The organism is Zobellia uliginosa (assembly GCF_018860745.1).
GTDB lineage: Bacteria > Bacteroidota > Bacteroidia > Flavobacteriales > Flavobacteriaceae > Zobellia > Zobellia uliginosa_B.
Genome location: NZ_JAHKPY010000014.1, coordinates 386,110 through 411,927, shown reverse-complemented (window position 1 = coordinate 411,927; position 25,818 = coordinate 386,110). Strand labels below are relative to the sequence as shown.

The following is a 25,818-nucleotide window of genomic DNA, read 5'->3' as shown; positions in this document are numbered from 1 at the left end:
TATGGTTTAATGTTCTAAAAAGTCAATTAAGTGTTTTCTGTACGTATAGTAATCATCATGCTCTAAAACAGATTTACGCGTACGGGGCCTTTCAAAATCAATGTTTAAAACATCTCCTATTTTTGCCCTAGGACCGCTGGTCATCATAACCACACGATCGGCCAAGAAAATAGCCTCGTCTACATCATGTGTTATCATCACCGCAGTTATTTTTTCTTTATTCCAAATCTCAATAAGAATATCCTGTAACTCTCCCCGTGTAAGTGAATCTAGCATGCCAAACGGCTCATCTAACAATAATACTTTAGGTTTAATAGCAAAGGCTCTGGCAATACCTACCCTTTGCTGCATTCCTTGAGAAAGTTCAGAGGCTTTTTTGTGAAAAGCACCGTCTAAACCTACTTTATGTAAATAGTATTTGGCTATATCCTGTCTCTGAGCCTTAGTTGCATGCGCAAAAACTTTATTTACACCCAAAAGTACATTTTGTAAGGCCGTCATCCATGGCATTAAACTTGGTGATTGGAATATTACACCCCGATCTGGTCCCGGTCCTTTAACGGGATTGCCTAAAACTGAGATATTACCTCCTGATATTGGATTCAAACCTGCAATCATGGAAAGCATGGTTGTTTTACCGCAGCCCGAATGACCAATAATAGTCACGAATTCTTCTTTCATTATCTGAAGGTTCAGATGCTCAAGAACAACATAATCCCCTTTTGGCGTAGGATACACTTTTTTAAGATCGTTTAAATCCAACATGACCGGAGAAGGGTATAAAATACCGTTCTGAGTGGTTCCCATTTGTTTATTTTCTTTTAGCTCTGTCATATCATTCAATTTAGGCTACAAAACTTTTTGGTGCTATTTCTGGAAGAACGTACTCTACCTCGGAAACCGACTTCCGTTGGTCCCCTATATCCATTAGATATTCAATAATCGCATTTCTCGTTTTTTTAAAACTTGGATTATCGTTCATTGCAGTTTTGTCACGAGGCCGTTCAATGTCTATCTTAAACTCCGGCCCCAATGTGGCATTCGGTCCCGGTTTTAAAGGAATAATTCTATCTGCCATGTAAATGCCTTCATCCACATCGTTCGTAATTAATAGTGCCGTACGTTTATCCTTGCTCCAAATGTTCAATATTTCGTCCTGCAGATTTCCACGGGTCAAAGCATCCAATGCACCTAAAGGCTCATCCATAATGATCATCTCAGGATTCATTGCTAAAGCCCTTGCCACAGCTACTCTTTGGCGCATACCACCGGATAATTCTTTGGGTCTTTTGTTTATTGCAGGGCTAAGGCTAACCATTTCTACGTAATCTGCTACCCGCTTTTTTAATACTGCTTTACTCTCTTTTGGAAAAGCTTCTTTTACTGCCATATAAACATTCTGGCCAACGGTTAACCATGGTAGCAAAGAGTAGTTTTGAAAGATAACCCCACGCTCATGACTGGTATCCACAACAGGCAAACCTTTAAACAGAACCTCTCCACTAGTTGGTTTCAACAATCCGTTTATTAGATTTACTAAAGTAGTTTTTCCACTTCCGGTGAAGCCAACAATAGCAACGAATTCTCCTTCTTCAATGTTTAAATTGATGTTGGATAAAACGTTCGTGACGTTCTCGCCAGTACCGTAACTCTTGTATACATTATTTAGTTCTAAATATGCCATTTAGTTCGTTTTAAGGGTTAGGCCTTAGGCCATTTCATTTTTATTGAAGGAAACCAAATTCTGTACGGACAACATTATTCTATCCAAAAGGAATCCGATAATCCCAATAACGAACATCGCTACTATAATCTTCGCATTTGAATCGTTTGCTCCGTTTTGGAACTCTTCCCATACAAATAAGCCCAAGCCTTGACTCTGCGCCAAAAGTTCTATGGCAATTAGTACCATCCAAGCAACGGATAGCGTAATTCGTAATCCCGTGAATATAAGCGGTAAAGAGGAAGGTAATATCACTTTAAAAACCTTTTGAAAGGTTCCCAATTTTAGAACTTTAGCTACGTTTATATAATCCTTATCTACAGAAGCAACTCCCATTGCCGTATTAACCAAAGTTGCCCACATGGCACACAGACCAACACTGATAAAAGAGATTACAAAAGCATTATCAGAACTGTCTCCGATATACAGTGTTTTTACAATCATAAAAACCAACAAGTACCATACCACGGGAGATACCGGTTTAAATATTTGAATAAACCAGTTGAAGGCACTTCGTAATGACGGACTCAAGCCTATTATTATTCCAATAGGTACCGCAATTAAAAGTGCCAAAAGAAATCCGGCGAAAACGGTTTTAATACTGGTAAGAACAATATCCACGAAAGATGCTCTACCGGTATAAACAATAGCGTTTTTACCTTGGGCTGTAAGCTTGGCATTGGTTTTTGCCATCTTTTCAACAAAAGCTGCTTTGTCTGCCGTTATAACTTTATGATCCGCAATCAATGATTGCAAAGACCCCCACACTTGCGCAGGAGAAGGAAGCGTATTTGGTTGGCAACTACTATCTCCAGATTCAATACAAGCGCGTTCAGCATCCGCAGCCTCTTGGCCGCGTTCCGTAAGTGCTTTTTCAATTTTATAATCTGCTTCCTTGTTATATAGTGCTTTTGAACCAAGCTGCCATAATCCCAAAAACAATAGAATGGAAACTATAGTAATTCCGGCTTTTTTTAATGACGACAATATGTCTCCTTTCTGAAATTTAGGAGTAAGCTTAGTTACTAAGGGCTTTAAAAATGCAAGCCCTTGTCCCTCTTTCTTTAATGTGATATCTTGTTCCATGATACTGTAATTTTGCTTCGATTTTCTCTATACTTAATCCTTGTTTCCTATGGAGAAACTATTGATATACCCTATTGGGTCTTTTGCATCGTATGATGTACCGTCTATGAAGTCTGTGGTTACTGGTTTATATCCATCTGTTTCAGGGATGTCTGCTGCTGGAATTTGACCCTCTGCAACCAGTAAGTCCGCTGCTTTTTTCCAAATATCAGGACGATAGATATCCTTAATCGTTTCACCGTACCATTCAGCAGATTTAGTTTCAGGAATTTGACCCCATCTACGCATTTGAGTAAGAAACCAAATACCATCCGAGTAAAACGGATATGTAGCGTTGTACTTGTAGAATACGTTAAAATCAGGCATCTCACGCTTATCACCTTTTTCAAATTCGAACGTACCGGTCATTGAGTTTGCCAATACTTCTTCGGGCGCACCAACATATTGAGACATAGACAATATTTTTACTGCCTCAGCTCTATTAGAAGGCTCATCTAACCATTTTCCGGCGCGAATCAAAGCTTTGGTAACAGCTATTGCCGTGTTTGGATTATCGGCCACGAACTTCTCCGTCATTACGAATACTTTTTCAGGATTGTTTTTCCAGATATCATAATTCGTAGTAACCGGCACACCAATTCCTTTAAATACGGCTTGTTGATTCCAAGGTTCACCTACGCAGTAGCCGTATATAGTGCCTGATTCCAAAGTAGCTGGCATTTGTGGCGGAGGTGTAACAGATAGTAAAACTTCAGCATCAATTTGCCCTTGCACGTTATCTGCAGTATACATACCTGGGTGAATACCAGCGGCAGCTAACCAATATCGTATTTCATAGTTGTGTGTGGAAACAGGAAATACCATTCCCATTTTAAACGGTTTACCGCTGTTCTTATAATCTGTGATTACCGGTTTCAAGGCATCTGCCTTAATTGGATGTATTGGCTTTCCTTCGGAATCAGCAGGTACATTTGGTTTCATTTTAGACCAAACATCGTTGGAAACAGTAATACCGTTTCCATTTAAATCCATGGAAAATGGAGTTACCAATTTGGCTTGTCTTCCAAAACCGGCACCTGCAGCAATTGGCTGACCTGCCAGCATATGAGAACCGTCTAACTGACCATCAATAACGCGATCCAAAACGTTTTTCCAATTTGATTGTGCTTCTACGGAAACAAACAACCCTTCATCTTCAAAAAATCCTTTTTCTTTGGCAATGGCCAAAGGAGCCATATCTGTTAATTTTATAAAACCGAACGTTAATTGCGGCTTTTCAATATCTAACATCTGTGTTTTTGATGCAACGGCTTCTTCTGCAGTAGCTTCGGTCTTTTTTGCTTCTTTTCCTCCGCAAGCCATAACTATTGCAGCCATAGTTGCAAATAATGATGCTTTTGTAAAAATGGTTTTCATATCAATGTGGTTTTAATTAACTACGTATTAGTACTTACTTTTGACAAATGTATACGTAATTAACTTTTCGTCTAATGCAAAAGGACATAAGCATTCATCTTTTTACACATATTAAAAACTGCATAAAAACAGGTTTAATCAATAACATATTGATTTACAGACGATAAACATCTACGCATCACCCTTTACTGATAAAAGTATAAATACGTAGTATTGAAAATTAAGGGCTTGTAGAAACAATATTGAGAAAGCTACACCCCTTTGGTATAATAGATATTATCTTATTTCTTTTGAAGTGTTTTAATCCATTCAGGTTCTGACAGCCCTAAGTATTTTTTGTCCTTTCCATACGGATCTTCGCCACCATCAAGATAATTCTGTATGATTTTTAGTGGTATTGTATCCTGAAGTTTAGTGGGCACATTATACCTATGGTTACCATGAAAATCATGACATTGAATACAAGTGAACCATTGTTCGTTGGCTATTAGTTTTACATGGGATATATTTACAGGGTCATTCTCCACTTCTAAATCCTGGTGGCAATTCATACAGTAATTAATTGCAGCAACACTAACACGCTCCCCATTGTGTTCCGTATGACAGGTAATACAAGTAGTGGCATCAATTTTCTTTATTACCTTTCTGAATCTAGGTTCAGAAAATCTATACGTAGGATGGCGGTCATTTGGACGGTCATGGCATTCTAAACAATTTTTTACCGTTACGTCTTTGGTGCCAAAATCCACTCCGTTTTCTCTCATTCCAAAGGCATGCGCCATATTGGATTGTATTTGCTGAGATAAATTGCCATTAGCATCTGTATGACAAGCGGCACATGATATCTCATTATGACCATTATTCATCGGGCCCAAGGAAACATATTCTTCTGATGTTTTTAGAGATAAAAACAAAATGACTCCTACCCCTAAAGCGAGGCCTGAAAGACCTCCCCAAAATTGTCTCTTTCGTAAAGGTGATACTTTAAATATGCCCATATTTATATTGAGATTACGACATTTTCGCTTGCAGGATAGCTTACACAGGTCAGAATTTTACCGGCATCAACTTCTTTCTGCCCCAAAAAATGACCGTCGGTCATATTGACTGTTCCGGATACACAGGAAGCTATACATGTAGAGCACATACCAGACCTACAGGAATAGGGCATATCTATATTTTGAGCCATAGCAGCTTGTAGAATAGACTTGTTATTGGCAATGTTCAACTCATGGCTAGTTCCGTTTAATTGTATTTTTACCTTGCTTGTCATACCATCGCTCTGTATAACGGTGTCCGGTCTTTTAAAAAGTTCTTCCTTTATTCTCAAAGGAGAAACACCATTTACGTTCAAGATACTTTTTACCGCTTCCATAAACCCAAAAGGCCCACAAATCATGTATTCACAATTTTCAAAGGGCAGCTCATATTTATCAAGGGTCTCCACAACCAAAGCATCAGTTATCAGTCCTTTATGATAGTTGGGTTTTGTAGGTGCATTTTTGGAAATAAGATATTCTATCTTAAACCTGTCTCCATATTGCTTTTGAAGTTCAACGAGTTCTTTATGAAAGATTATACCCTCAAAAAAACGGCTGGCATAAACCAATACAATACTGGATTTGGTCTCTTTTTGTAAAACCGAATTGATGATTGAAAAAATGGGCGTAATCCCGCTTCCCGCTGCAAAAAAAACATAACTTTTCTGCTGTTCTTTTTCCGGTTTTATAAAAAAACTTCCGTTAGGCTTATCAATTAGCAACTTGTCGCCCACTTTTAAATAATCATGAACGTAATTTGAAACCAATCCGTTTTCTACGCGTTTGATGGTAATTTTTAAATCTTTGTCTGTATAAGGATTACTGCTAAAAGAATACGCCCTTTTGTGAATTTTATCCGCAATGGGAAAGTGCAGGGTAATAAACTGCCCTGGTTTGTACTTTACCTTGCTGAAAAAGCCACCGTTGATAAAACCAACGCTTATGACATCTTCAGTTTCCTTTATGATATTTTTTACTGTTAGTTTCATGCTTTTTTATTTGTAGTAGAAGACCATGGTAATATGGAAAAACATCAGAATAGTAATAATGAGAGAAAAGGCTACGTGCACTATCATCCACGCCTTAAAGAGCAACTCATTATTGTTTTTTATGACATCTAAATTGATGTATCCTAAAAGCGCATTTGCCAAAAAAATATAAGACAACAAAGCAAGATATCCATAACCCATACCCATACTGTGCATATAAAAAAAGATTGGGCTTAAGGCTCCTGCCCACTTATGTAGTCTGGCCATATACATGGAATGCCTTCTAAATTTTACGATCACCCTACTAAAGGTTAGCGCCCATTGGAATGTTATGAAAAGTGCTAAAAATAGCCCAGACCATCTCTTGTACATTTCTTCTTGCTGCAGTCCTTTTAACCACTGCCATTCTAGTTTTAAAAAAAACTGTACGAAGAACAGTATCAAAAACAACAAGCCAACAAACGATGTCAAGTTTCTGTTTTTCAAAAAATAAATTTTATGGTTATTTACTTGCAATCAAGCTTTTTAGGGTTTCATATGACGATAGTTTTCTAACGCTATCCAAGAAAACTTCCGGTGTTGGAAGGTAATTCCCATCCTCCGGCCATTTTTCTCCAATTATTGGTTTTTCCGAAGATTTAAATGCGGCTATTTCATCCAAGTATTCTACATAAACATCTACCGTACCCTTGGCATATGCATTAAGCACATCAAGCGCACCGGTATACGACAAGGAATCCTTGGGGTATTGCCAAGTAGTAGCACCCATAACATCTCCCAACTTCCAGTCAGTTTTAGCGGTTTGAGGATGTTCATTATGACAAGTAACGCATGCTTGGGCACTAGCAAGGTCCGCAAACATTGCTGTATGTAATTCCTGAGACTCATCATAAAAGAATTTAGGGTCTTGAGTTTCTTTGATTTCTTCGAATAGTTTCTCTTGTTCTCCCTCAAATTTGTTCGCATTGTTAATTGGAAAATCCGACCCTAAATACAGGCCTAACGGTATAGGTCCTTTACGTATACTGGTAGCAACGCCGCGAAGAAATAGAGCGGGCAGCGGACCGGCCTCAACATCGTCTTTACGCCAATCTTCGTCAAACTTCATACCCTGTAGTTTTCCTTTTCCTACTATAGCCTTAGTGTATAATGTTCTGGTTACATCATTTTCTTTTGATACCATTTCTAAAACTTCATCAACGGAAAAAACATTCCCTTCAGAAGTAGCACTCGTACTATTTTCTTCAGGAACGCCTCCACAGGAATTCAATAAAACAAAACTTACAATAAGAATTATCAATACAAGAAATGGTGAGGATTCTGGTTTTTTCATAATAAGGTGGTTTAAAAGATTAGTTAGTAGGACGCATTTATCATTACCGTAGACATAGTTCCATATACTGATACCCATGCTTCCTTTACTTCAGATGTAAAATCATCGCCAAGACCTGCTTCAAGAGTCCCCAATAATGCCGTGCCCACCGTCTCATAATGTGAAGGTTCTACTTTGTATTCTATATGTCTTTTTCCTAGATTTTCCAAAACAGGTACCAACATCTCTAAATTGTTCAATCCGGCAACTGCACTGGAAAGCATGCTCATAAGTTTGTTTCCTTGTGCGGCAATCGCGTCTTCCCCTTTTGGAAATATCGCTCTTAAGGAAGGGTCTAAATCAAAAAGTTTATCGTAGAAGATTTTTCCGGCAGCATTGGAAATAGGTTTTACTTTTTCAAATGATTCTTGTACAAGGTCAATAGTAGTTTGTTCCATAATTTTCTATATGATTTGATTAGTACTTAGACAAAAAGTAAGTATTAGTACTTATTAAGTGAAGCAAATATAAAACCTAGACTACGTATGTACTATGTTGAAAAACAGGAAGAAAAATTCTTTTTAACAGAAAAATATCTGTCTTATCATAGTTTTATCACTGTGTATAAAAAAAGCTTCTGCCCACCTATATTGAAATAGTGGGCAGAAGCTAACAGAGCCAGCACAAAAAGTACTAGCTGTCTAAATAAAAGTTGTGTTCTGAAATTTCCTTTTGAAGCGATTCTAATTGCACTATGCCAATACGTTTGCCACGCGCCACAATTAGATTATCTTTTTTTAATGCGGAAAAAGCACGTATTACCTGTTCCTCAGTAGTTCCTGCATAATCAGCATATTCACGCCTACTCAGAATTAAAGAAATAAAACCATTGGTCTGGCCAAACTTTCTGTATACGTAGAGCAACGTATCTATAACTCTTTCGCGTACCGTCATTTGAGAAAGGGACTTTACTTTTACCTCGCTTTTACTCAACTCATTTGCGTAGAAAAGCATTAAATCGTAAGTAAATAATGGATCTGTTTTCAGGACCTCTTGCAATCTATCTTTTGCAAAATAACAAAGCGTGCAATCTTCCAGGGCTATCGCACTAATAGGGTATGATTCATCTGTAGTAAAACCCCGATGCCCAATAATTTCACCTTCTTTGGCAAAGCGAACAATTTGCTCTTTTCCGTGAAGACCTGTTCGTAATACCTTTACACTTCCTTTAAGAACAAAGAAGAGTCCGGTGACCGGTGCACCCTCCATTATAAATTGTTGTCCTTTTTTACACCTGATCTCTTTTCTATGTTCCGTAAAAGTTGATACGACTGGCGACTGGAAGTTTTTCTTTATTAAACACTCCATATTAAAGCAAGTCGCACAAGCAGTGCTAACCATGCTTTTGTTCATAGGATTTTTATTTGTCAAAGTAGAAATCACGCTATCTTTTTTACTTATCTCCTAAAACATATTTAGGTGTATTGGATTTATTCATTTCCAAAGCAGTAGCCTGCTCGTCCTCCGTAGAAAATTTGATGGCCAAGGATAGTCCGGCTGCAAGAATCACACAAATACCAATAACAAAATAGCCGGCAGATACGGCCGTAGATGCAGCGGAAGCTTGAGCAATTCTAACCGCTTCCTCACCTAGAGTGCTATTCAGAGAAATAGCCTGTGTTTCTGCTAAAGCGGATTTTGACTTAAGAAACATAGCGGCTATAAACGCCCCTACATTACCACCGGCCCCCACAATACCTGAGATGGAACCAATTGCTTTTTTATTAATAAACGGTACTACTGAAAAGGTAGCCCCTTCCGCCATTTGTACGGATAAACTAAAGGCTATCAAAAAGAAGATACCCAAACCTATACTTGTTGTGGTGGAAAAAACGGTAAGCATACAACCTTCTACAGCAAGAATCAAAGCAAGGAACATAACTCTTCCTCTGAGTCCTTTTAGCTTTCCAAATCTATCTCCAAAGAAACCACCAAGGGTTCTTGCAAAAATGTTCATCAAAGCAAATGACAATACTAAATTACCAGCTGTAGTACGCGTTAGCCCAAAAGTATTTTGTAAATAGTCGTCCATTGTACCATATACGGTAAGCTCCATTCCAAATGAAGCAGCATATATAATGAACAAAATCCACACTCTATAATCCTTTAAAACACTTACAAAACTTTCTTCGTCCTTCTTAAGAGTTGGCATTTTACCTTCTTTCTTAAGTTGAGCAAAATTACCCTCAGGTGTATCTTGCGTGAAAAAATAATACACTACTCCCATAAGCATTGCAATAACACCAGCTATCATCATAGAATAACGCCAAGCAACCTCATCTGCAACACCAAAACTAACAACAGCAGCAGCTATCAAAGGCATACCCAGACGGTTAGCTCCTCCCCCTAAGTTTCCCCATCCAGCGGAAGTGGCATTAGCAGTTCCCACTATATTAGGGGCGAACATAATTGATGTATGGAATTGAGTGATGACAAATGAAGCCCCAATAAACCCAATGAACAGGCGACAAATTAAAAACTGAGTAGGAGTCTGTACAAAACCAAGCAGTATAACCGGGATAGCGCCGATGATAAGTAAATAGGTATAGCACAACCTAGGACCATATTTATCACATAACTTTCCGATTAGCAAACGAGCAAACACTGTTCCGGTAACCGCTAGGATAATAGAATTCCATTTTTGATCTGGTGTAAGACCTAAGTCTTTAACCACGTCGGGCATGAAAGGTACAATACCAAACCAAGCAAAAAAGCAAATAAAGAATGCTACTGATGTAATCCAAAAAGTACGGATGGGCATACTTTTCAAATTCGTTAAATTTAACGTAGTCGATTTTTTAGATTGTGTTTCCATAATACTGATGTTTGAAGTTTAAGGATATTCAAAACTACGTATTAATATACGTATTACTACGTATTTCTTATTAAATCAGGATTTTACTACGTGTTTTTGCGAGTATAGGAACCTACAAGAAGAAAAAATTAGGAATTCTAAAAAAGGATAGACAGAATTTGATAAATTCGAATTTCAATAAAAAGAGAACGCTCTATATAATACATATTAAAAGCATCTCATAGAGCGGTTTTATTTTATGCCACTATAAATACGTGTTGAAGAAAGTATAAGTTTTAGAGACTGGAATGTAATACACGCTGCACTTCTTCTTCAAAGAATGAAGGGTGTTCTGTCACCACATCCCCTATCACAATAATACCAGGTTTAGAGGTATCAATAGAATCAAATCCCGAACCAAGACTTCCTAGGGTGCCTACATTACAAGATTCGTTCTGCATGGTGCCATTTTGAATTACCGCTATAGGTGTTAAAGAGCCCCTGTATTTAGAGACTTCAGCAGCTATTTCAGCCAGTTTCCTTACTCCCATCAATATAACCATTGTTGCAGATGACTGCGAAGCGAATTTCAAATCTTCAGAGAACGAACCATCTCTCTTCGTAGCGGTCATAACCCAAAAACTACTACTTACTCCTCTACGCGTCATAGGTATGCCTTGATTAGCAGGAACCGCTATTGCACTAGACACTCCGGGAACAACAGTAACAGGAATACCAAAAGATTCCACATAAGCTATTTCTTCATGAGCCCTCCCAAATACAAATGGGTCCCCTCCTTTTAACCGCACTACATGACCATGTTCGAATGCTTTTTCTGCAATTAATATGTTAATATCATCTTGATTGAAAGAATGTATTCCACACCGTTTTCCTACGTATATTTTTGGAATACTTGCACGAACCTCTAATAGTAGGTTTTCATCTATCAGGGCATCGTACAATACTACATCTGCGGCCTTCAAAGCTTTCAAACCCCTAACCGTAATAAGGTCCGAACTACCAGGACCTGCACCAATTAATGTAACCTTTGGCTCTTTCATTGTTTTCATAACTTACATTTTTAGGGGGTTGTTTTAGTAATTCCACAACAAAACTACGTAATTATTTCGATAAAAAGAGAAGTTATATACGTATTTATACGTAATATTGCTAAGTAGTTTAAAATCGAAGCCTATGAAAACTATTATTGTTGTCGGAAACGGCATGGTCGGATATAAGTTCTGTGAAAAAATCACAGCAAAAGAAGAATCTAAGAATTTTAAGATAATTGTTTTTGGCGAAGAGCCAAGACCAGCTTATGATCGTGTTCATTTAAGTGAATTTTTTGAAAATCAAGATGCCAAAGCCTTAGAGATGGCTCCTGCGGATTGGTATTCTGAAAATAATATTGATTTAATTGTTGGTGAGCGCGTTTCTGACATCAATAGAACAGACAAAAAAATAATTACAGCTAAAGATCGTGAGTTTTCATATGACTACTTAGTACTAGCTACTGGTTCTTCAGCTTTTGTCCCACCTATTAAAGGGGTCGAGAAAGAAGGTGTTTTTGTATATAGAACCATAGAAGATTTAGAAGGTATGCTTGCCTATGCCGCTAAAATCAAAGAAAAGAACCCTAATGCAAAAGCAGCTGTTCTTGGTGGTGGTTTATTGGGGCTAGAAGCAGGGAAGGCCGTTATGGATATGGGCTTAGAACCTCATATTGTGGAATTTGCCCCCAAACTTATGCCAAGACAATTAGATTCTAGGAGTAGCCAAGTACTACAACTTAAATTAGAATCTATTGGATTAAATATTCATTTAAGTAAAGCTACCAACCAAATATTAGGTGATAAAGCTATAACAGGAATGGAGTTTGGCGAAGATGATGTTTTAGATGTTGAAATGTTAGTTGTATCTGCCGGTATTCGCCCTAGAGACGAATTAGGAAAGTATTCTGGTTTAGAAATGGGTAATCGTGGCGGTATTGTTGTAGATAACAAAATGCAAACTTCAGACCCAAATATATATGCCATAGGAGAAATTGCTCTTTATAACCAAATGATATATGGTTTAGTTGCTCCTGGTTATGATATGGCAGGCGTTGCTGTAGATCAAATATTGGGATATACGGAAACCCTAATGCCAGACGAAATAGATATGTCTACCAAACTAAAACTTATTGGGGTAGATGTGGCTAGTTTTGGAGAACCTTTTATGCCTGCATCAAAAGGACATTCTATAATTTTCGAAAACAAGACACAACACTTATATAAAAGAATTAACGTAAGCCTAGATGGCAAAAAACTATTAGGTGGTATTCTAGTTGGTGATGCAACCGATTATAGTATGTTACACCAGATATTCTTAAATGGAATGGCTATTCCCGAAGATCCGGCACAATTGATTCTACCGGCAATAGAAGGAGGTGCGTCATTTGGTGATGTAATGGATTTACCGGACGAGGCACAAATCTGTTCATGTGAGAATGTTACAAAAGGCCAAATCTGTGGCACTATAGAAAGCGGAGAGTCTAATGACCTTGCCGATGTTGTTAGTTGTACTAAAGCGGGAACTGGTTGTGGCGGTTGTAAACCAATGGTAAAAGACCTTACTGAGGCAACTTTAAAATCTTTGGGGATTGAAGTTAAAGACTCTATTTGTGAACACTTTGATTTCAATAGACAGGATTTGTATAAAATAATTCAAGTAAAAGAATATAAAACTTTTAATGACGTACTGGATAACCACGGTAATGGTGGTCATGGTTGCGAACTATGTAAACCTGTAGTTGCCTCATTAATGGCAAGTATAAATGCGGATACCGCTAATAAAGAATATGCAATACAGGATTCTAACGATAGGTATTTGGCAAACATTCAACGTAATGGTACGTATTCTGTAGTTCCACGTGTTCCTGGTGGAGAAATTACACCAGATAAGTTGATCGCTTTAGGGGAAATTGCCAAAAAATATGACTTATATACCAAAGTAACCGGTGGTGTTCGTATTGATCTATTCGGTGCAACCCTAAATCAATTACCATTGATCTGGAAAGAATTAATTGCTCACGGCTTTGAAAGCGGACATGCGTACGGAAAATCTTTGCGTACCGTAAAAACCTGTGTTGGTTCAACATGGTGCCGTTACGGAATGGCAGAAAGTGTAAGTTTTGGTATTGAACTAGAAAATAGATACAGAGGTATACGCGCACCGCATAAAATTAAAGGTGGTGTTTCCGGTTGTATTCGTGAATGTGCAGAAGCAAGGGGTAAGGATTTTGGTTTAATTGCTGTTGAAGGTGGTTGGAACTTATACCTTGGTGGAAATGGTGGAGCAACACCACGACACGCAGAATTATTTGCGGAACAAATTGATAATGAAACTGTCATTAAATATATAGATCGTTATCTGATGTTGTACATGCGTACCGCAAAACCTTTGCAGAGAACCGCTGCATGGCAAGAACGTTTAGAGGGTGGTCTAGATTATTTAAAAGAAGTGATAATTGAAGACAAATTAGGCATTGCCGAAGACTTAGACCATGAAATGCAAACATTGGTCAATAAGTTTGAATGTGAATGGACACAAGCTATTAACAACCCTGAAACGATGAAACGTTTCAATCACTTCGTTAATAGCGAAGAAGACGATGATAATTTAGTGTTTGTTCCATTAAGAGAACAGAAAATGCCTGAAAAGTGGGTCTAACTAAGTTTTAAAGTAACCTATTTCTAAATTAGAATTAAAATGATAAATATAGTTTCCGATAAATATAAGACCGTTAAACCAGAAGATGTAAAAGTTTGGTTTAAAGCTGCTAGCACAGATTTATTCCCTATAGATGGTGGTGCATGTGTTAAGTACAAAGATTTACAAATCGCAGTATTTAATTTTACTAGATTAAACAAATGGTACGCCTGCCAAAATCTTTCTCCTGAAAAACAAGAGATGGTTTTAAGTAGAGGAATGATAGGTGACCACAAAGGAATCCCTATGGTTGCTTGTCCATTACACAAAAAGACATTTTCATTGGAAAATGGAGAAAATTTAAATGGCGATTTGGATGCAATTGCAACCTATCCCGTTAAAGTAGAAAATGGCTTTGTATGTATTGGATTTTCAGAATAATCGGTATTTAAGCTTGATCTTCAAAAAAGATTGCATTAGCTATAGCCAAGAATCTGTACAGGTCTTAAGGTATTTGTATCTTAGGCCAAAATTAGACCTATGGCAACTCCCGATAAACTAGCATTGGCCTTTCAACAATTTGACAAAGCGAACGAGCAAGACCCTAATACAGAAAACCTTAACGGAAAGGCATATCCTAAAGAGCTGCTCTATGCTTCTAGAATGACAGAAAAACTGAATGATTTTGCACCTAATGCATCTGAAGCTCTGCAATTAACCGCTAGATGTCAACATATCTGCCGTTGGGAAATTCCAAGGAATTCATACGAAATGAATCGTGCAGGATACCTAAAATGGCGTCAAGATCTAAAAAAGTTCCATGCAGAGAAAGCCGCTTCCATTTTAGAGGAAGTTGGTTATGAAAAAGAAACCATTGATAAGGTGGCTTTCTTGCTTGAGAAAAAACAATTAAAGAAAAACGAAGACACCCAGACACTGGAAGATGTAATCTGTTTGGTGTTTTTAGAGCATTATTTTGAGCCTTTTGCTTCCGACCATGAAGAGGCCAAGGTTATTGATATACTTCAAAAAACTTGGCGTAAAATGTCCGAAGCGGGACATGAGGCTGCATTAAAATTACCCCTTTCTAAAAATTCACTTGATTTGGTCTCTAAGGCTTTAGCAGGTTAATTTAAGGGCAGTAACTTATTACGTGTAACATGCCAAAAGACAAAACCCAATTACCACTTGATTCCGAAACTTTCCTTAGCATCAGAAAGTGGTACCTGTGGGCGTTAGCGGGTATTGCCGTAACCATTATTGTTTCCCAAATTTTAATTCAATATCACCTTGACTCCCAATTAAGTGATTCCCGAGTAATTAATGTTGCGGGTTTTCAAAGAGCTTATAGCCAAAAATTGACCAAAGAATTGTTACTCATTAAAAGTGAGTTTCCCAATGGTGAAATTGAGACAAAGGTAGAAGCGCTCTCAAAGACCATTGAAATATGGAAACACTCCCATAAAGCACTGCAAAATGGAGATATAGCCAAGGGACTTCCCAAAGAAGATGATAGCGAAATCCTAAACCTATTTCACAAACTTGAGCCTCATCATTCTGCTATGGTAAAAGCAGCTGAATTCATAATTTTTTCCTATCATAACAACGGTCTTTCCGAAAAAAATCTAGATCAACATGTTGCTGTGGTTTTGAAAAATGAAGATCGGTTTCTACATCTGATGGACGATATCGTAAATCTATATGATGAGCGCAGCAAATCGAAACTTAAGAATCTAAAACAAAAAGAATACGTACTTCTTGGTATTTCCCTCCTTATATTGCTACTAGAGATTGTGTTCATCTTCAAGCCTCTTTCTTTACAAATAAGGAAGACCATTGGGGAGCTGATGCAGAATCAAGAAAATTCAGATGCCCGTGCGCAGGAAGTACAACAACTGTATTCGGAAAAAGAAAAATCCCTACAAGAATTACAAGAGTTGAATTTTGTAATAGACAATGCTGCCCTATTCGCAAGTGCCAGAAAAGACGGTAGCGTTGTTTTTATAAGTAAAAAATTTCTCGACTTGTTAGGTATTACTGAAAATCAGCTAAATAAACCCTTGGCAGAAATTTTAACATCGGACTCCGGCCAACAAGAATACCTTAGAGAAGTCCTAAAAAGTAATAGAAAAAACGTAATCCGTACGGAGGAAATTAAAATTACCACCGTAGAAGGAAAAGATTTCTATCTGGATATGTCCATAGTGCCTATGCATCAATCCAGTAGGCAGCAGAGTATTCTAATTCTGTGTTCGGACATTACGGAACGGAAGGAGAACAGCATAAAGGTTGAGCAACTTACGCAACAGAATTTTGAGGCTCGTATGCTTCAGAAAAAAGTCCAAGCCAGCCAAATTGTAGAAGGTCAAGAAGAAGAGCGCAAACGTATTGCCAAAGATATTCACGATGGTATTGGCCAAATGTTGACTGCGTTAAAATTCAATATTGAGTCTATTGATCCCGAGAACCAAGAAAAAACGAAAGAAAAAATAGCGTATCTAAAATCGTTAACATCGGATTTAATCAAGGGTGTACGTACGGCTACTTTTAATTTGACCCCACCTGAACTTAGTGACCATGGTATTTTTCCGGCGCTTCAAAAAATGACTGCCGAGCTTTCAAAATTGACAGGTAAAACAATTCTTTTCGACAATAAGACAGACGAGCATATTAGGTTTGATTCGTTAGCCGAAACCAATGTTTACAGAGTTGTACAAGAAGCGGTAAACAACGCCATTAAATATGCCGAAGCCAGTTATATATTGGTCACCATTAATTATAAAAATGATATCCTAAGTATTGTTATTGATGATGATGGTAAGGGTTTTGACGATTCTATTTTAGGGAAAGTTCCTAAAAATAATAGCGAAGGCGGTATGGGGCTCTTCTTTATGAAAGAGCGAATAGATTATATAAATGGACGGTTATTCATAAACTCCATTCTAGGGGAAGGAACACGGGTTACCATTAATTATAAAACAGAAAAACAAGAAGAAGAGCATGGAACGGAATGAACTGTACCCGGTATTTCTTAAAGTATCGAATCTAAATATTTTAATTGTGGGTGGTGGAAACGTGGCCTTAGAAAAATTGACTTTTCTACTAAAATCAAGCCCTAATGCACAGGTAGAAATGGTATCTCCTATGTTCAGGGAGGAAACTATTGCATTGGCCAATGAATTTGGGATTAAAATGCACCTAGGTAATTATGACCCTTCATTTCTCTCAGGAAAGCATATGGTTGTTGCCACGACAGATAAAGTACCGGTAAACGAACAAGTATACCATGATTGCAGGGCGCAGAGCATCTTGGTAAACGTAGCGGACAACCCCCCTTTTTGTGATTTTTACATGGGCGGAATCGTTACCAAGGGAAATGTAAAAGTGGCTATTTCCACAAACGGAAAATCACCAACAACCGCTAAACGTTTACGTCAGTTTTTTGAAGATGTTATTCCTGAAAATATAGATGACCTTGTAAAAAACCTCAATGAATTCAGAAAAACCATTAAAGGAGATTTTGAAGAAAAAGTAGAGACACTAAACGAGTTCACCAAAGGCTTGGTAAACAAAAAAAACGAAAATTAGGCTACCTTTTAAGCAACCTAATCTATAGTTATTTTACATTTCGTTCATAGCCTCGGAAAAGAGCCGGAATGAGTTGATTCTATCTTCTTGATTGTAAATGTGAGAAACCGCAATTACTTCATTTACCCCCGTTTGTTTTATAAATTCTTCGGTTTTTTCTTTAACTGTGGCTTTACTTCCTACGAATGCATATTTCAGCATACGTTGAAATGAAGGGTCAACAGAAATTTGCCTAAGCTCCGGAGTCATTTTTATGGGCGGTTGCATATAATCAATATTACCGGTCATAACACCAAGCATCAAGCGCAGCATAGAAGTAGATATGGTATCTGCCTCTTCATCGGTATCAGCAGCAATTATATTTATTCCTGCCATAGCATATGGTTCCTTCAAATATTTTGAAGGCTGAAAATTATTGTAATATATATTCAACGCTTCTAATAGATGCCCTGGTGCAAAATGGCTCGCAAACACATATGGCAGCCCTTCTTTTGCAGCTAAATAGGCACTATCCGTACTAGAACCTAAAATATAAATAGGCACATCTACGCCCTCTGCTATAGGTGCTCTAACTTTTGCATCTTTATTATCCTTTGAAAAATACTTTTGAATATTATGCATTTCTTCGGGAAAACGATATACCGCTTGCATTCTATCGGGACGAATTGCATTTGCAGTAGTTTGGTCCGTTCCGGGCGCTCTTCCCAAACCTAAATCTATACGGTCAGGATAGAGTGATGCCAAGGTACCAAACTGCTCCGCTATGAGCAATGAGGAATGGTTGGGTAACATAATACCACCAGAACCTACACGTATTTTTTTGGTACCCCCGGCTATATAACCCATGAGTACAGAAGTGGCTGAACTAGCAATACTTAACATATTATGATGTTCTGCCAGCCAAAAACGATTGTATCCAAACTCTTCGGCCTTTTGTGCCAATTCAAGACTGTTATCGAAAACTTCTTTTGGTTTAAAACCAGCACCTACTGTTGCCAATTCTAATATGGAATATGGTATTTTCATTTCTTTCATGTTCGATCTAGCTTCAAAATTATAGAATATTCACCTTTCCAACTCAAAAAAGAACACACCAAAAACTAAGGCCATATAGAATAGCACGTTCTAAAAAGTTCATTTGAAAAGGGAAATATAAGTCGGCACAATGCCGTAAACCTTACACCGTAAACAATGTACGATGCAGCATGCAATTCGGAATCAAAATGTATTTTTAAAAATTTTACATTAGACTTTTATCGGCGCACTCCTTTTGCTGGATTCATAGATTTTTTCCAGCACCAAAATATTAGGGATGTAACTGGAAACGTTAGTTTCAAAAGGGGTTTGAGAGACCAGACTAGAGACAAAATGTTGTTGTGTAGCAAAAACACAGTCGCCCGCAAAATTCTTCTTTATAAACCTATAGTTGTGTTCGTGCTCTTGCTTACCTAAAAGTTGCACAGTAATCTTGCCGTCATCATAAAGGCGTAAACTTCCCTTATCTCCTTCAATAAGTACGGTTCCAAAAGTTAGCCGAGGATTTTCGGACGTGTTTTCGTTGTATCTATTGGCATCTAAAAAACCTAATCCGCCATTGGCAAAATCAAAATTTACCCAAGCAAAATCTTCACCTTTAATATTATTGTTAAGCGTTTTAAGCTTGGCATAAACCTCTGTAATTTCACCTCCCAAATACCGAAATACATCTATAAAATGAATTCCTGTTTCATAGATGAGCAACCGCTCCATTTCTCTAAAATAAGGCTGTCTATTCATATATGCATCAGTCTGCCAACCATCTCCCATACGCATACGAAGATTTATAGTGTGCAACTTCTCACCTATGATATTTAACTCTAAAAGCTTTTTAAGTTCTCGGTGCCACGGCTGGAACCTAAAGTTTTCATGCACCATCATCCTAACGCTCGATGCTGCGACAAGGGATTCGATTTCTATTGCTTCTTTCAAGGTGGGCGCTAAAGGCTTTTGGCAAATGATATGAACATTACGAGTTACCGCCAATTTACACAGCTCTAGATGGCTTTCTGGAGGAGTTATGATATCTACGAAATCTGGTTTTTCACTTAGAAACATTTCCTCAACGCTAGTATACGCTTTCTTAAAACCATAGGTAATTACAATCTGCTCCGCACGTTCTTGTACAGAATCGCAAACCCCAACAATTTCAACCTCATCTATTCTTTGCCATGCTTCAAAATGAAACTGACTAAAATATCCCGCTCCTATACAAACGCCCTTTAATTTTGCCATGTTTCCTATTTAATACGTACTAAAATGCCGTTGAGGCTTCATATTGTACCAGATTACGATTGCAATAGTATTCAATAATGCTCCTACTACAAAAAACGGGGTGGTAGATTCTGTCCATGACTGTAGATAGGGAAATGCCAATGCGGTCAAAAACGCGCCTATATTTCCGGCCATATTCATTGTTCCGGATACTGCTCCGGAATGCTCTTTACCAATATCTACACAGAACGCCCATGATGACGGCAAGGTCATATCCGCACCAAAAATAGCAATGCTCAAAAATAGAATAGCACCTTCTACGCTATCCATATAAATACTTCCAATAAGCCCAACAGCGGCTAGAAAAAATCCTATGGATGCAGGAAGGATTCTGGACCGGTCCCAATTCCCCTTTTTATAAATAACATCACTTAGGGCTCCGGAAGTCCAATTTCCAAAAGCACCAAAAATTAAAGGAATTGCGGTGTAAATACCAGCCTCCATAGTATTTAGGCCATACTCAGTTTTCACATGTGGAAAAAGCCAAGTGAGCGCAAAGAAAAAGGTAAAATTACTACAGAAATATTGCCCCATGGCAAGCCATATATTTTTTGACTTCAACAGGTCGCCCATATTTATTTTCTCTGTCTTAACATTCATATCTTGCTGCTGTCTTGTAGATAGGATAAACTCCTTTTCATGTTCCGAAACATATGGATGTTGCTCTGGCTTATCTCTAAAAAACAAAAACCAAACGACCGCCCAAACTACACCTACAAACCCAAGAATAACAAAGGAAAATCTCCATCCAAAATCATCTATCATCCAAGCTACCACAGGAAGAGCGAATGCGGCCCCCAATCTAGACCCTGAAAAATTAATACCAGTAACAAGACCCCTTTCTTGCAAGGGAATCCAAGTGTAAATAGCTCTTGACATTCCTGGAAAAGCGCCGGCTTCTCCCGCTCCAAAAAGGAAGCGAACTACTAAAAGAGATATAAAATTAAACGCCGCACCGGTCAGAGCTGTAAAGACAGACCAAATAGCTACAATAGCCGAAAGCACTTTACGAGGCCCGAGAGTATCTGACAACATACCTGACGGAGTCTGAAAAAGGGCATACCCCAAGGAAAAAGCCGCCAAAACCCATCCCATTTGTTTATCGCTCAGCGCTAACATTTCGGAAATAGGCTCTTTAGCCACGGAAATACAAACACGATCTACATAAAGCAGTAAGGCCAACAAAAACGTGCCTAAAACCATAAAATACCGCTTCGGAAAATAGCCTTGTGTCTTCATTTTTTTACTTCAATACAGATACTAACTCATGTAAAGCCATATCATCTCCCACATTCCCGGGAAATACGATGTACGGCATATTCGGGAACTTTGCTTCTTGGCCCAATTGCCAAACAGGTACGCCTTTAAGAACCTGCCCAAGTACCTTCGCCTTTCGTACATTCAACCCTTTAGTAGCTACATCACTAGAGGTAATCCCTCCTTTTGCCAGAATATATTTAGGACTTACCCATAGCTTTTTAACGATGGATATAAGTGCATTCGAAACCCGATTTACAATTTCTAAACTCTCACTTTTTGTGGAACCTTTTAAAACCTTTCTACTGGTATACAGCACTACGTCTTCACCCTTGCTAAGATAGTCATCAATTTTTTCTACTAATACAACTAATTCTTTGCAGAAAACACCAATATCAAAAATATTAGTTACCTCTAATTCTAAAAAATTAGCATCTCCATGCTCTTTAATATGAGCTAATTGGGCCGTAGTTTTTGGCACATAGGAACCCACTATAATCAATGCCCCGTTTGGAGATGGATTCTTTAAAATATCACTTTTTGACAAACAGGATTTTATCGAAATACCGGAAATTGCATTCACAAAAGAGGCCGCGGTTCTAAGCACCACTGTAGTATTACTTTTTAAAATAGCTAATGCCATAACCTGTAAGTCCGAATAACAAGTAGCATTAACTACAATATGGCTAGAATTAGGTGCCTCTATCGTATTTCTGATTTCTTTTAATGAGGTGTTTCTTAACGCTTTCACCGAAATACTTGTAATATGCTCCTGAGTAACTTTGCCTTCTGATTTTTCAACTATCCAATCCTTTAAGTTCGATGCCCTGTACCCAAAGGTATTATCTTTTGCAAAGGGGGTTTCTGCCGCAGGAATAAAGCTGTTTCCTTCCTTTACATAATGAACATCATCAAATGTATAGCGGCCTCCTTCAAAAAAAGAAGGTGCCAGTATTTGTGTAGCCCCTTCCAAACCCATTCCCTTTGCCAATGCATTAACCTCATTGGGATAATGCCCTCTTAAAGTAGAATCGCTTCGGCTTATGACAATTAGTTTTTTCTGATGTTTGTCAGCTAGTTTTTGTAAACGTTCTCCCAGTAATTCACCTAAAGCATCTGCTTCATCAACCTGCAAACTTCTAGAATTGGTAAGAATAAAAAATACGGGGCTTAACAAAAGTTCGTTCTCTAATATTTCTTCTGTCCATTCCGTAATAACCGGAACACCATATACCGTTTGTGTTCCTGTTGGGTCATCATCTAAAATTACAACAGACTTCGGATTTTTAGCTAACTCTTCACGAATTTCACTTTCGTAGCCAGTTAGACTATCTCCATCCTCAATCGATTTTAAAAGTGCTTTCTGCAACATAAAACACTAATTTTCTATTGCAATGATACGTGCAGGGGCCCCATCACCATTCTTTACCTTTAAAGGCAATGCTACAAGGGTGATTTGGGGTTGGGACAGCGCTTCTAAATTGGTGAGTCCTTCCGCTATAATAATATCATTTTTCATAAGTATATTATGTACCTCAGTTACTTCTTGAATATTATTGACATCGGCAACGGAAGGCGGTTCTACCCCTAGAATATTTATGGCTTTAGCACCCAACCAATGGGCAAGCTCCACACTTATTCCTGGTAAGGCATCACGATACTCATCTGTACCTAGTTTTTTGCTCCATCCCGTACGTAAAAGAAGACTTTGACCCTTTTGCACTTTATCTGCAACTGCTCCCAAATGGGCAATTGTAATTGATTCCTTCGGCTTAATATTCGTAAGGTCTACCACCCATGCCTGGGAAACAAAACGCGCAACCGGAAGTTGGTCTATAGTCTGATCATTGACCTCAAAATGTACCGGAGCATCCATGTGGGTTCCACTATGCGAATACAAGTGTAGCGTAGTTGCGTTCCAGCCATCTTCAACCAATGTTTTAGCCTGTTCTATGGAAACGCCCTTGGCGCCCGATTGAATGGGCAAGGTAAGGTCAATGACTTTTTTATCTATCATTATATTATATGGTTGATAATTTTTTTGTCTGAATAAACTGCACGACACTCTGTGCAACTTCAGAAGTTGAAGCTGTACCACGCAGGTCTTTTGTTAAGTTACCTTTCCCGGTTGTGGCTTCAATACCGTCCATTATTTCTTTTGCTGCCTCGGCTTCACCTAAATGGTCCAGCATTATTGCAGCAGACCAAATTTGGCCAATTGGGTTTGCGATATTCTTTCCTGCAATATCTGGTGCAGAACCATGAATGGGCTCGAACATAGACGGGAAATCCTTCTCAGGATTAATATTTCCACTACCCCCAAGACCTAAACTACCCATAATTGCACCACCAAGGTCGGATAAAATATCTCCAAAAAGGTTCGTAGTCAAAATAACATCAAAAATCTCTGGACGCAAGACAAAACTCGCCGATGCGTTATCAATATACATTTTATTGTATTCAACATCAGGGTATTCTTGTGCTACTTCTGCAATTACGCTGTCCCAATACGCTAAGCTATTGATAAGCGTATTAGATTTGGTTACGTTAGTGACTTTATGGTTTCTTTTACGTGCCAATTTAAAAGAATAATGTGCAATACGCTCAATACCGAACCTAGTAAAAATACTGGTATCCATTGCCATTCCTCCAGGTTTATCACCATGCATTATTTTTCCGCTCTGAACGAACTCGCCTTCATTGTTTTCCCGAACCACAACAAAGTCAATATCCTCTTCCGTTTTATAACGCAAGGGACTTTCCACTCCTGGAAATAATTTTACAGGACGATAGTTCACATATTGTTGAAAAGAGGTTCTTACCCTAAACGTATAATCCCTAGCTGGCAAGGTATCGTCAACCTCCGGCAGACCCACTGCACCAAAAAATATAGCATCGAATTTCTTTAATGTTTCTAAGGCATCATCTGACATGAACTTGCCATGTTGCTTAAAGTATCCCGCTCCAAAGGGAAATTCCTGCTTATCTAGTTTAAATCCGTATTTATCGGCAACGGCATCAAGCACGGAAACACCGGCAGGAACTATTTCTGACCCAATTCCATCTCCATTAACTACTGCTATTTTGTATGTTTTTTCCATTTTACTGATTTCTAATGATAGTTATAGTTTCATTTGCGCAATGTTTGCGCAAATATCTCATTTACTTGCTACATCAACGAATATAGCTAAAAATGCAACATAACTCCGAAAAACCGCAATCTAGTTTGAGCAATAAATATTATATGAACAATAATTTGCACTATTACTATTATTTTTGAGTAGAGGTAATTTTTTTAGTTAAACAATAGAAAACCCGCCAACTTGAATGAATTTAATAGGCCAAAAAAACAATATAAATAGAAGATATGAAGTGGCATTCCCTGATAGAGGAGAAAGAGCTTTAAAAGCTTTATCACTATTTTTTGCGGTAGTATATTATAAAGCTTTATTCTTATTCGTAGAATTACGAATCACCAATTCCGATTTCAAGACTTTGCGTGATACTTCTTTCTCGAAGTTTTCTATTCGGTCTATAATCAGTTTGGCGGACTCTACTCCCATTTGGTAACTAGGTTGGTCAATACTGGTAAGTGAAGGCTCTAAAAGCTCATCTATAGGCTCATTATTAAAGCCGATAATTGCTAAGTCTTCTGCCATTTTCAGACCTCGTTCTTTGGCTGCTAGCATTACTCCTATGGCTACTTGGTCACTAAAGGCCAAAACACCGTCCGGGTGTTCAGGTGAATACAACAATTTTCTTGCGGTACTTAAATTTCCTTCCCGCGTAAAATTGGTGCTTTCAATAAGTTTCTCCTCCACGGGTAAATTGGCGTCCACTAGGGCTTTCTTATAACCCAAAAGTCGTGTTGAGCTAATTTGTAAAATCTTTGGTCCGCCAATATACGCTATACGTTTACAGCCTACTGATATTAAATGCTGCGTGGCATCGTAAGCTGCTTTAAAATTGTCAATGATAACTTTATCAGACTCAACCTCATCACAAAGGCGATTGAAAAACACTAATGGAATCTTCCTTTTCTTAGCTTCTAAAAAATGGTCGAATTCCTTGGTTTCACTTGCTAAAGACACAATTAGTCCTGATACACCAATATCCAAAAGCTCTTTCACCAATATTTTCTCCCTCTCATAGGACTCGTTGGATTGGCAAATAATGATTTGCATTTGGTGTTTCTCCAAGATTTCTTCTATACCGGAAATGGCCATAGCATACAGGTGGTACTTTATGCTAGGAACAATAACACCCACCGCCTGTATTTTCTTTTTAGCAAAAGGATTTATGTGTTTGGTCTGGAAATAATTGTACTCTTTTGCCAACTCAAGTACTTTCTCCCTCGTTTGAATGCTAATGCGGGGGTTACCTTGTAATGCTCTGGAAACAGTAGAAATAGAAACATTAAGTTTCGAGGCAATATCCTTTAAGGTCGTTTGTTTTTTGTCCAAATCACTAATAATGAGAGCGACAAATATAACTTAAATTTACCATCGTATAGCTCCTGAGCTAAATTCTGTTTTTCCAAACCACTATTTATT

General features: G+C 38.1%; 24 protein-coding genes. 5 read left to right on the top strand and 19 right to left on the bottom strand.

Translation table 11 applies throughout. The features are described 5' to 3' along the window. Positions 1-6: 6 nt before the first annotated feature. The 12 genes from KO521_RS16705 to cobA all read right to left on the bottom strand — a co-directional run bounded on the left by KO521_RS16705 (position 7) and on the right by cobA (position 11,490). Positions 7-834, bottom strand: coding sequence for an ABC transporter ATP-binding protein (locus KO521_RS16705; RefSeq protein ID WP_252730093.1), 828 nt, complete (start codon positions 832-834; stop codon positions 7-9). A gap of 10 nt (positions 835-844) precedes the next feature. Next, complete coding sequence (locus tag KO521_RS16700) at positions 845-1,684, bottom strand: ABC transporter ATP-binding protein (protein WP_215941049.1); 840 nt, start codon at positions 1,682-1,684, stop codon at positions 845-847. Positions 1,685-1,708: 24 nt separating this feature from the next. Continuing rightward, complete coding sequence (locus tag KO521_RS16695) at positions 1,709-2,809, bottom strand: ABC transporter permease (RefSeq protein WP_215941048.1); 1,101 nt, start codon at positions 2,807-2,809, stop codon at positions 1,709-1,711. Between the two features lie 33 nt (positions 2,810-2,842). Then, complete coding sequence (locus KO521_RS16690) at positions 2,843-4,225, bottom strand: CmpA/NrtA family ABC transporter substrate-binding protein (RefSeq protein WP_215941047.1); 1,383 nt, start codon at positions 4,223-4,225, stop codon at positions 2,843-2,845. A gap of 281 nt (positions 4,226-4,506) precedes the next feature. Continuing rightward, positions 4,507-5,223, bottom strand: coding sequence for a cytochrome c3 family protein (locus KO521_RS16685; protein WP_252730092.1), 717 nt, complete (start codon positions 5,221-5,223; stop codon positions 4,507-4,509). 2 nt (positions 5,224-5,225) lie between these two features. After that, positions 5,226-6,254, bottom strand: coding sequence for a 2Fe-2S iron-sulfur cluster-binding protein (locus KO521_RS16680; RefSeq protein ID WP_215941046.1), 1,029 nt, complete (start codon positions 6,252-6,254; stop codon positions 5,226-5,228). Between the two features lie 6 nt (positions 6,255-6,260). Beyond that, entirely contained in the window at positions 6,261-6,740 is a 480-nt protein-coding gene (locus KO521_RS16675) for a hypothetical protein (protein WP_215941045.1), read from the bottom strand. A 16-nt stretch (positions 6,741-6,756) separates the two neighbouring features. Further along, on the bottom strand, positions 6,757-7,587 hold the full coding sequence (locus KO521_RS16670; RefSeq protein WP_215941044.1) for a c-type heme family protein: 831 nt from the start codon (positions 7,585-7,587) through the stop codon (positions 6,757-6,759). Between the two features lie 23 nt (positions 7,588-7,610). Beyond that, positions 7,611-8,024 carry a globin family protein gene (locus tag KO521_RS16665; RefSeq protein ID WP_215941043.1) on the bottom strand — a complete coding sequence of 138 codons (414 nt, stop codon included), beginning with the start codon at positions 8,022-8,024 and terminating at the stop codon, positions 7,611-7,613. 235 nt (positions 8,025-8,259) lie between these two features. Next, on the bottom strand, positions 8,260-8,979 hold the full coding sequence (locus KO521_RS16660; protein WP_215941042.1) for a Crp/Fnr family transcriptional regulator: 720 nt from the start codon (positions 8,977-8,979) through the stop codon (positions 8,260-8,262). 40 nt (positions 8,980-9,019) lie between these two features. After that, positions 9,020-10,441, bottom strand: a complete 1,422-nt coding sequence (locus KO521_RS16655) for an MFS transporter (RefSeq protein ID WP_215941041.1) — start codon at positions 10,439-10,441, stop codon at positions 9,020-9,022. A gap of 275 nt (positions 10,442-10,716) precedes the next feature. Continuing rightward, a complete protein-coding gene (gene cobA, locus KO521_RS16650) occupies positions 10,717-11,490 on the bottom strand; it encodes a uroporphyrinogen-III C-methyltransferase (protein WP_215941040.1) in 774 nt (257 codons plus the stop codon). A 124-nt stretch (positions 11,491-11,614) separates the two neighbouring features. Between cobA and nirB the strand changes: the two genes are divergently transcribed. From nirB to KO521_RS16625, 5 genes are all read left to right on the top strand, one after another. Further along, on the top strand, positions 11,615-14,131 hold the full coding sequence (nirB, locus tag KO521_RS16645; protein WP_215941039.1) for a nitrite reductase large subunit NirB: 2,517 nt from the start codon (positions 11,615-11,617) through the stop codon (positions 14,129-14,131). A 39-nt stretch (positions 14,132-14,170) separates the two neighbouring features. Continuing rightward, a complete protein-coding gene (gene nirD, locus KO521_RS16640; protein WP_215941038.1) occupies positions 14,171-14,551 on the top strand; it encodes a nitrite reductase small subunit NirD in 381 nt (126 codons plus the stop codon). A 99-nt stretch (positions 14,552-14,650) separates the two neighbouring features. Next, positions 14,651-15,241, top strand: coding sequence for a DUF4202 domain-containing protein (locus tag KO521_RS16635; RefSeq protein WP_215941037.1), 591 nt, complete (start codon positions 14,651-14,653; stop codon positions 15,239-15,241). Between the two features lie 29 nt (positions 15,242-15,270). After that, entirely contained in the window at positions 15,271-17,124 is a 1,854-nt protein-coding gene (locus KO521_RS16630; protein WP_215941036.1) for an ATP-binding protein, read from the top strand. Next, entirely contained in the window at positions 17,111-17,698 is a 588-nt protein-coding gene (locus tag KO521_RS16625; RefSeq protein WP_215941035.1) for a precorrin-2 dehydrogenase/sirohydrochlorin ferrochelatase family protein, read from the top strand. The genes KO521_RS16630 and KO521_RS16625 overlap by 14 nt, the downstream gene beginning before the upstream one ends. 33 nt (positions 17,699-17,731) lie before the next feature. Here the strand turns inward: KO521_RS16625 and KO521_RS16620 are convergent, their stop codons facing one another. The 7 genes from KO521_RS16620 to KO521_RS16590 all read right to left on the bottom strand — a co-directional run bounded on the left by KO521_RS16620 (position 17,732) and on the right by KO521_RS16590 (position 25,728). Next, on the bottom strand, positions 17,732-18,733 hold the full coding sequence (locus KO521_RS16620; RefSeq protein WP_215941034.1) for an LLM class flavin-dependent oxidoreductase: 1,002 nt from the start codon (positions 18,731-18,733) through the stop codon (positions 17,732-17,734). A 210-nt stretch (positions 18,734-18,943) separates the two neighbouring features. Beyond that, the gene (locus KO521_RS16615) at positions 18,944-19,969 is read right to left on the bottom strand and encodes a Gfo/Idh/MocA family protein (protein ID WP_215941033.1); all 1,026 of its coding nucleotides are present in this window, start codon (positions 19,967-19,969) and stop codon (positions 18,944-18,946) included. 9 nt (positions 19,970-19,978) lie between these two features. Further along, positions 19,979-21,247 (bottom strand): MFS transporter, encoded by a 1,269-nt coding sequence (locus KO521_RS16610; RefSeq protein ID WP_215941032.1) that lies wholly within the window; start codon positions 21,245-21,247, stop codon positions 19,979-19,981. 4 nt (positions 21,248-21,251) lie between these two features. After that, positions 21,252-22,637 (bottom strand): four-carbon acid sugar kinase family protein, encoded by a 1,386-nt coding sequence (locus KO521_RS16605; protein ID WP_215941031.1) that lies wholly within the window; start codon positions 22,635-22,637, stop codon positions 21,252-21,254. Positions 22,638-22,643: 6 nt separating this feature from the next. Next, positions 22,644-23,282 carry a cyclase family protein gene (locus KO521_RS16600; RefSeq protein ID WP_215941030.1) on the bottom strand — a complete coding sequence of 213 codons (639 nt, stop codon included), beginning with the start codon at positions 23,280-23,282 and terminating at the stop codon, positions 22,644-22,646. Between the two features lie 4 nt (positions 23,283-23,286). Then, positions 23,287-24,366 (bottom strand): isocitrate/isopropylmalate dehydrogenase family protein, encoded by a 1,080-nt coding sequence (locus tag KO521_RS16595; RefSeq protein WP_215941029.1) that lies wholly within the window; start codon positions 24,364-24,366, stop codon positions 23,287-23,289. Positions 24,367-24,702: 336 nt separating this feature from the next. Beyond that, positions 24,703-25,728: a LacI family DNA-binding transcriptional regulator gene (locus KO521_RS16590; protein ID WP_215941028.1), complete on the bottom strand. Its 1,026-nt coding sequence runs from the start codon at positions 25,726-25,728 to the stop codon at positions 24,703-24,705. Positions 25,729-25,818 lie beyond the last annotated feature (90 nt).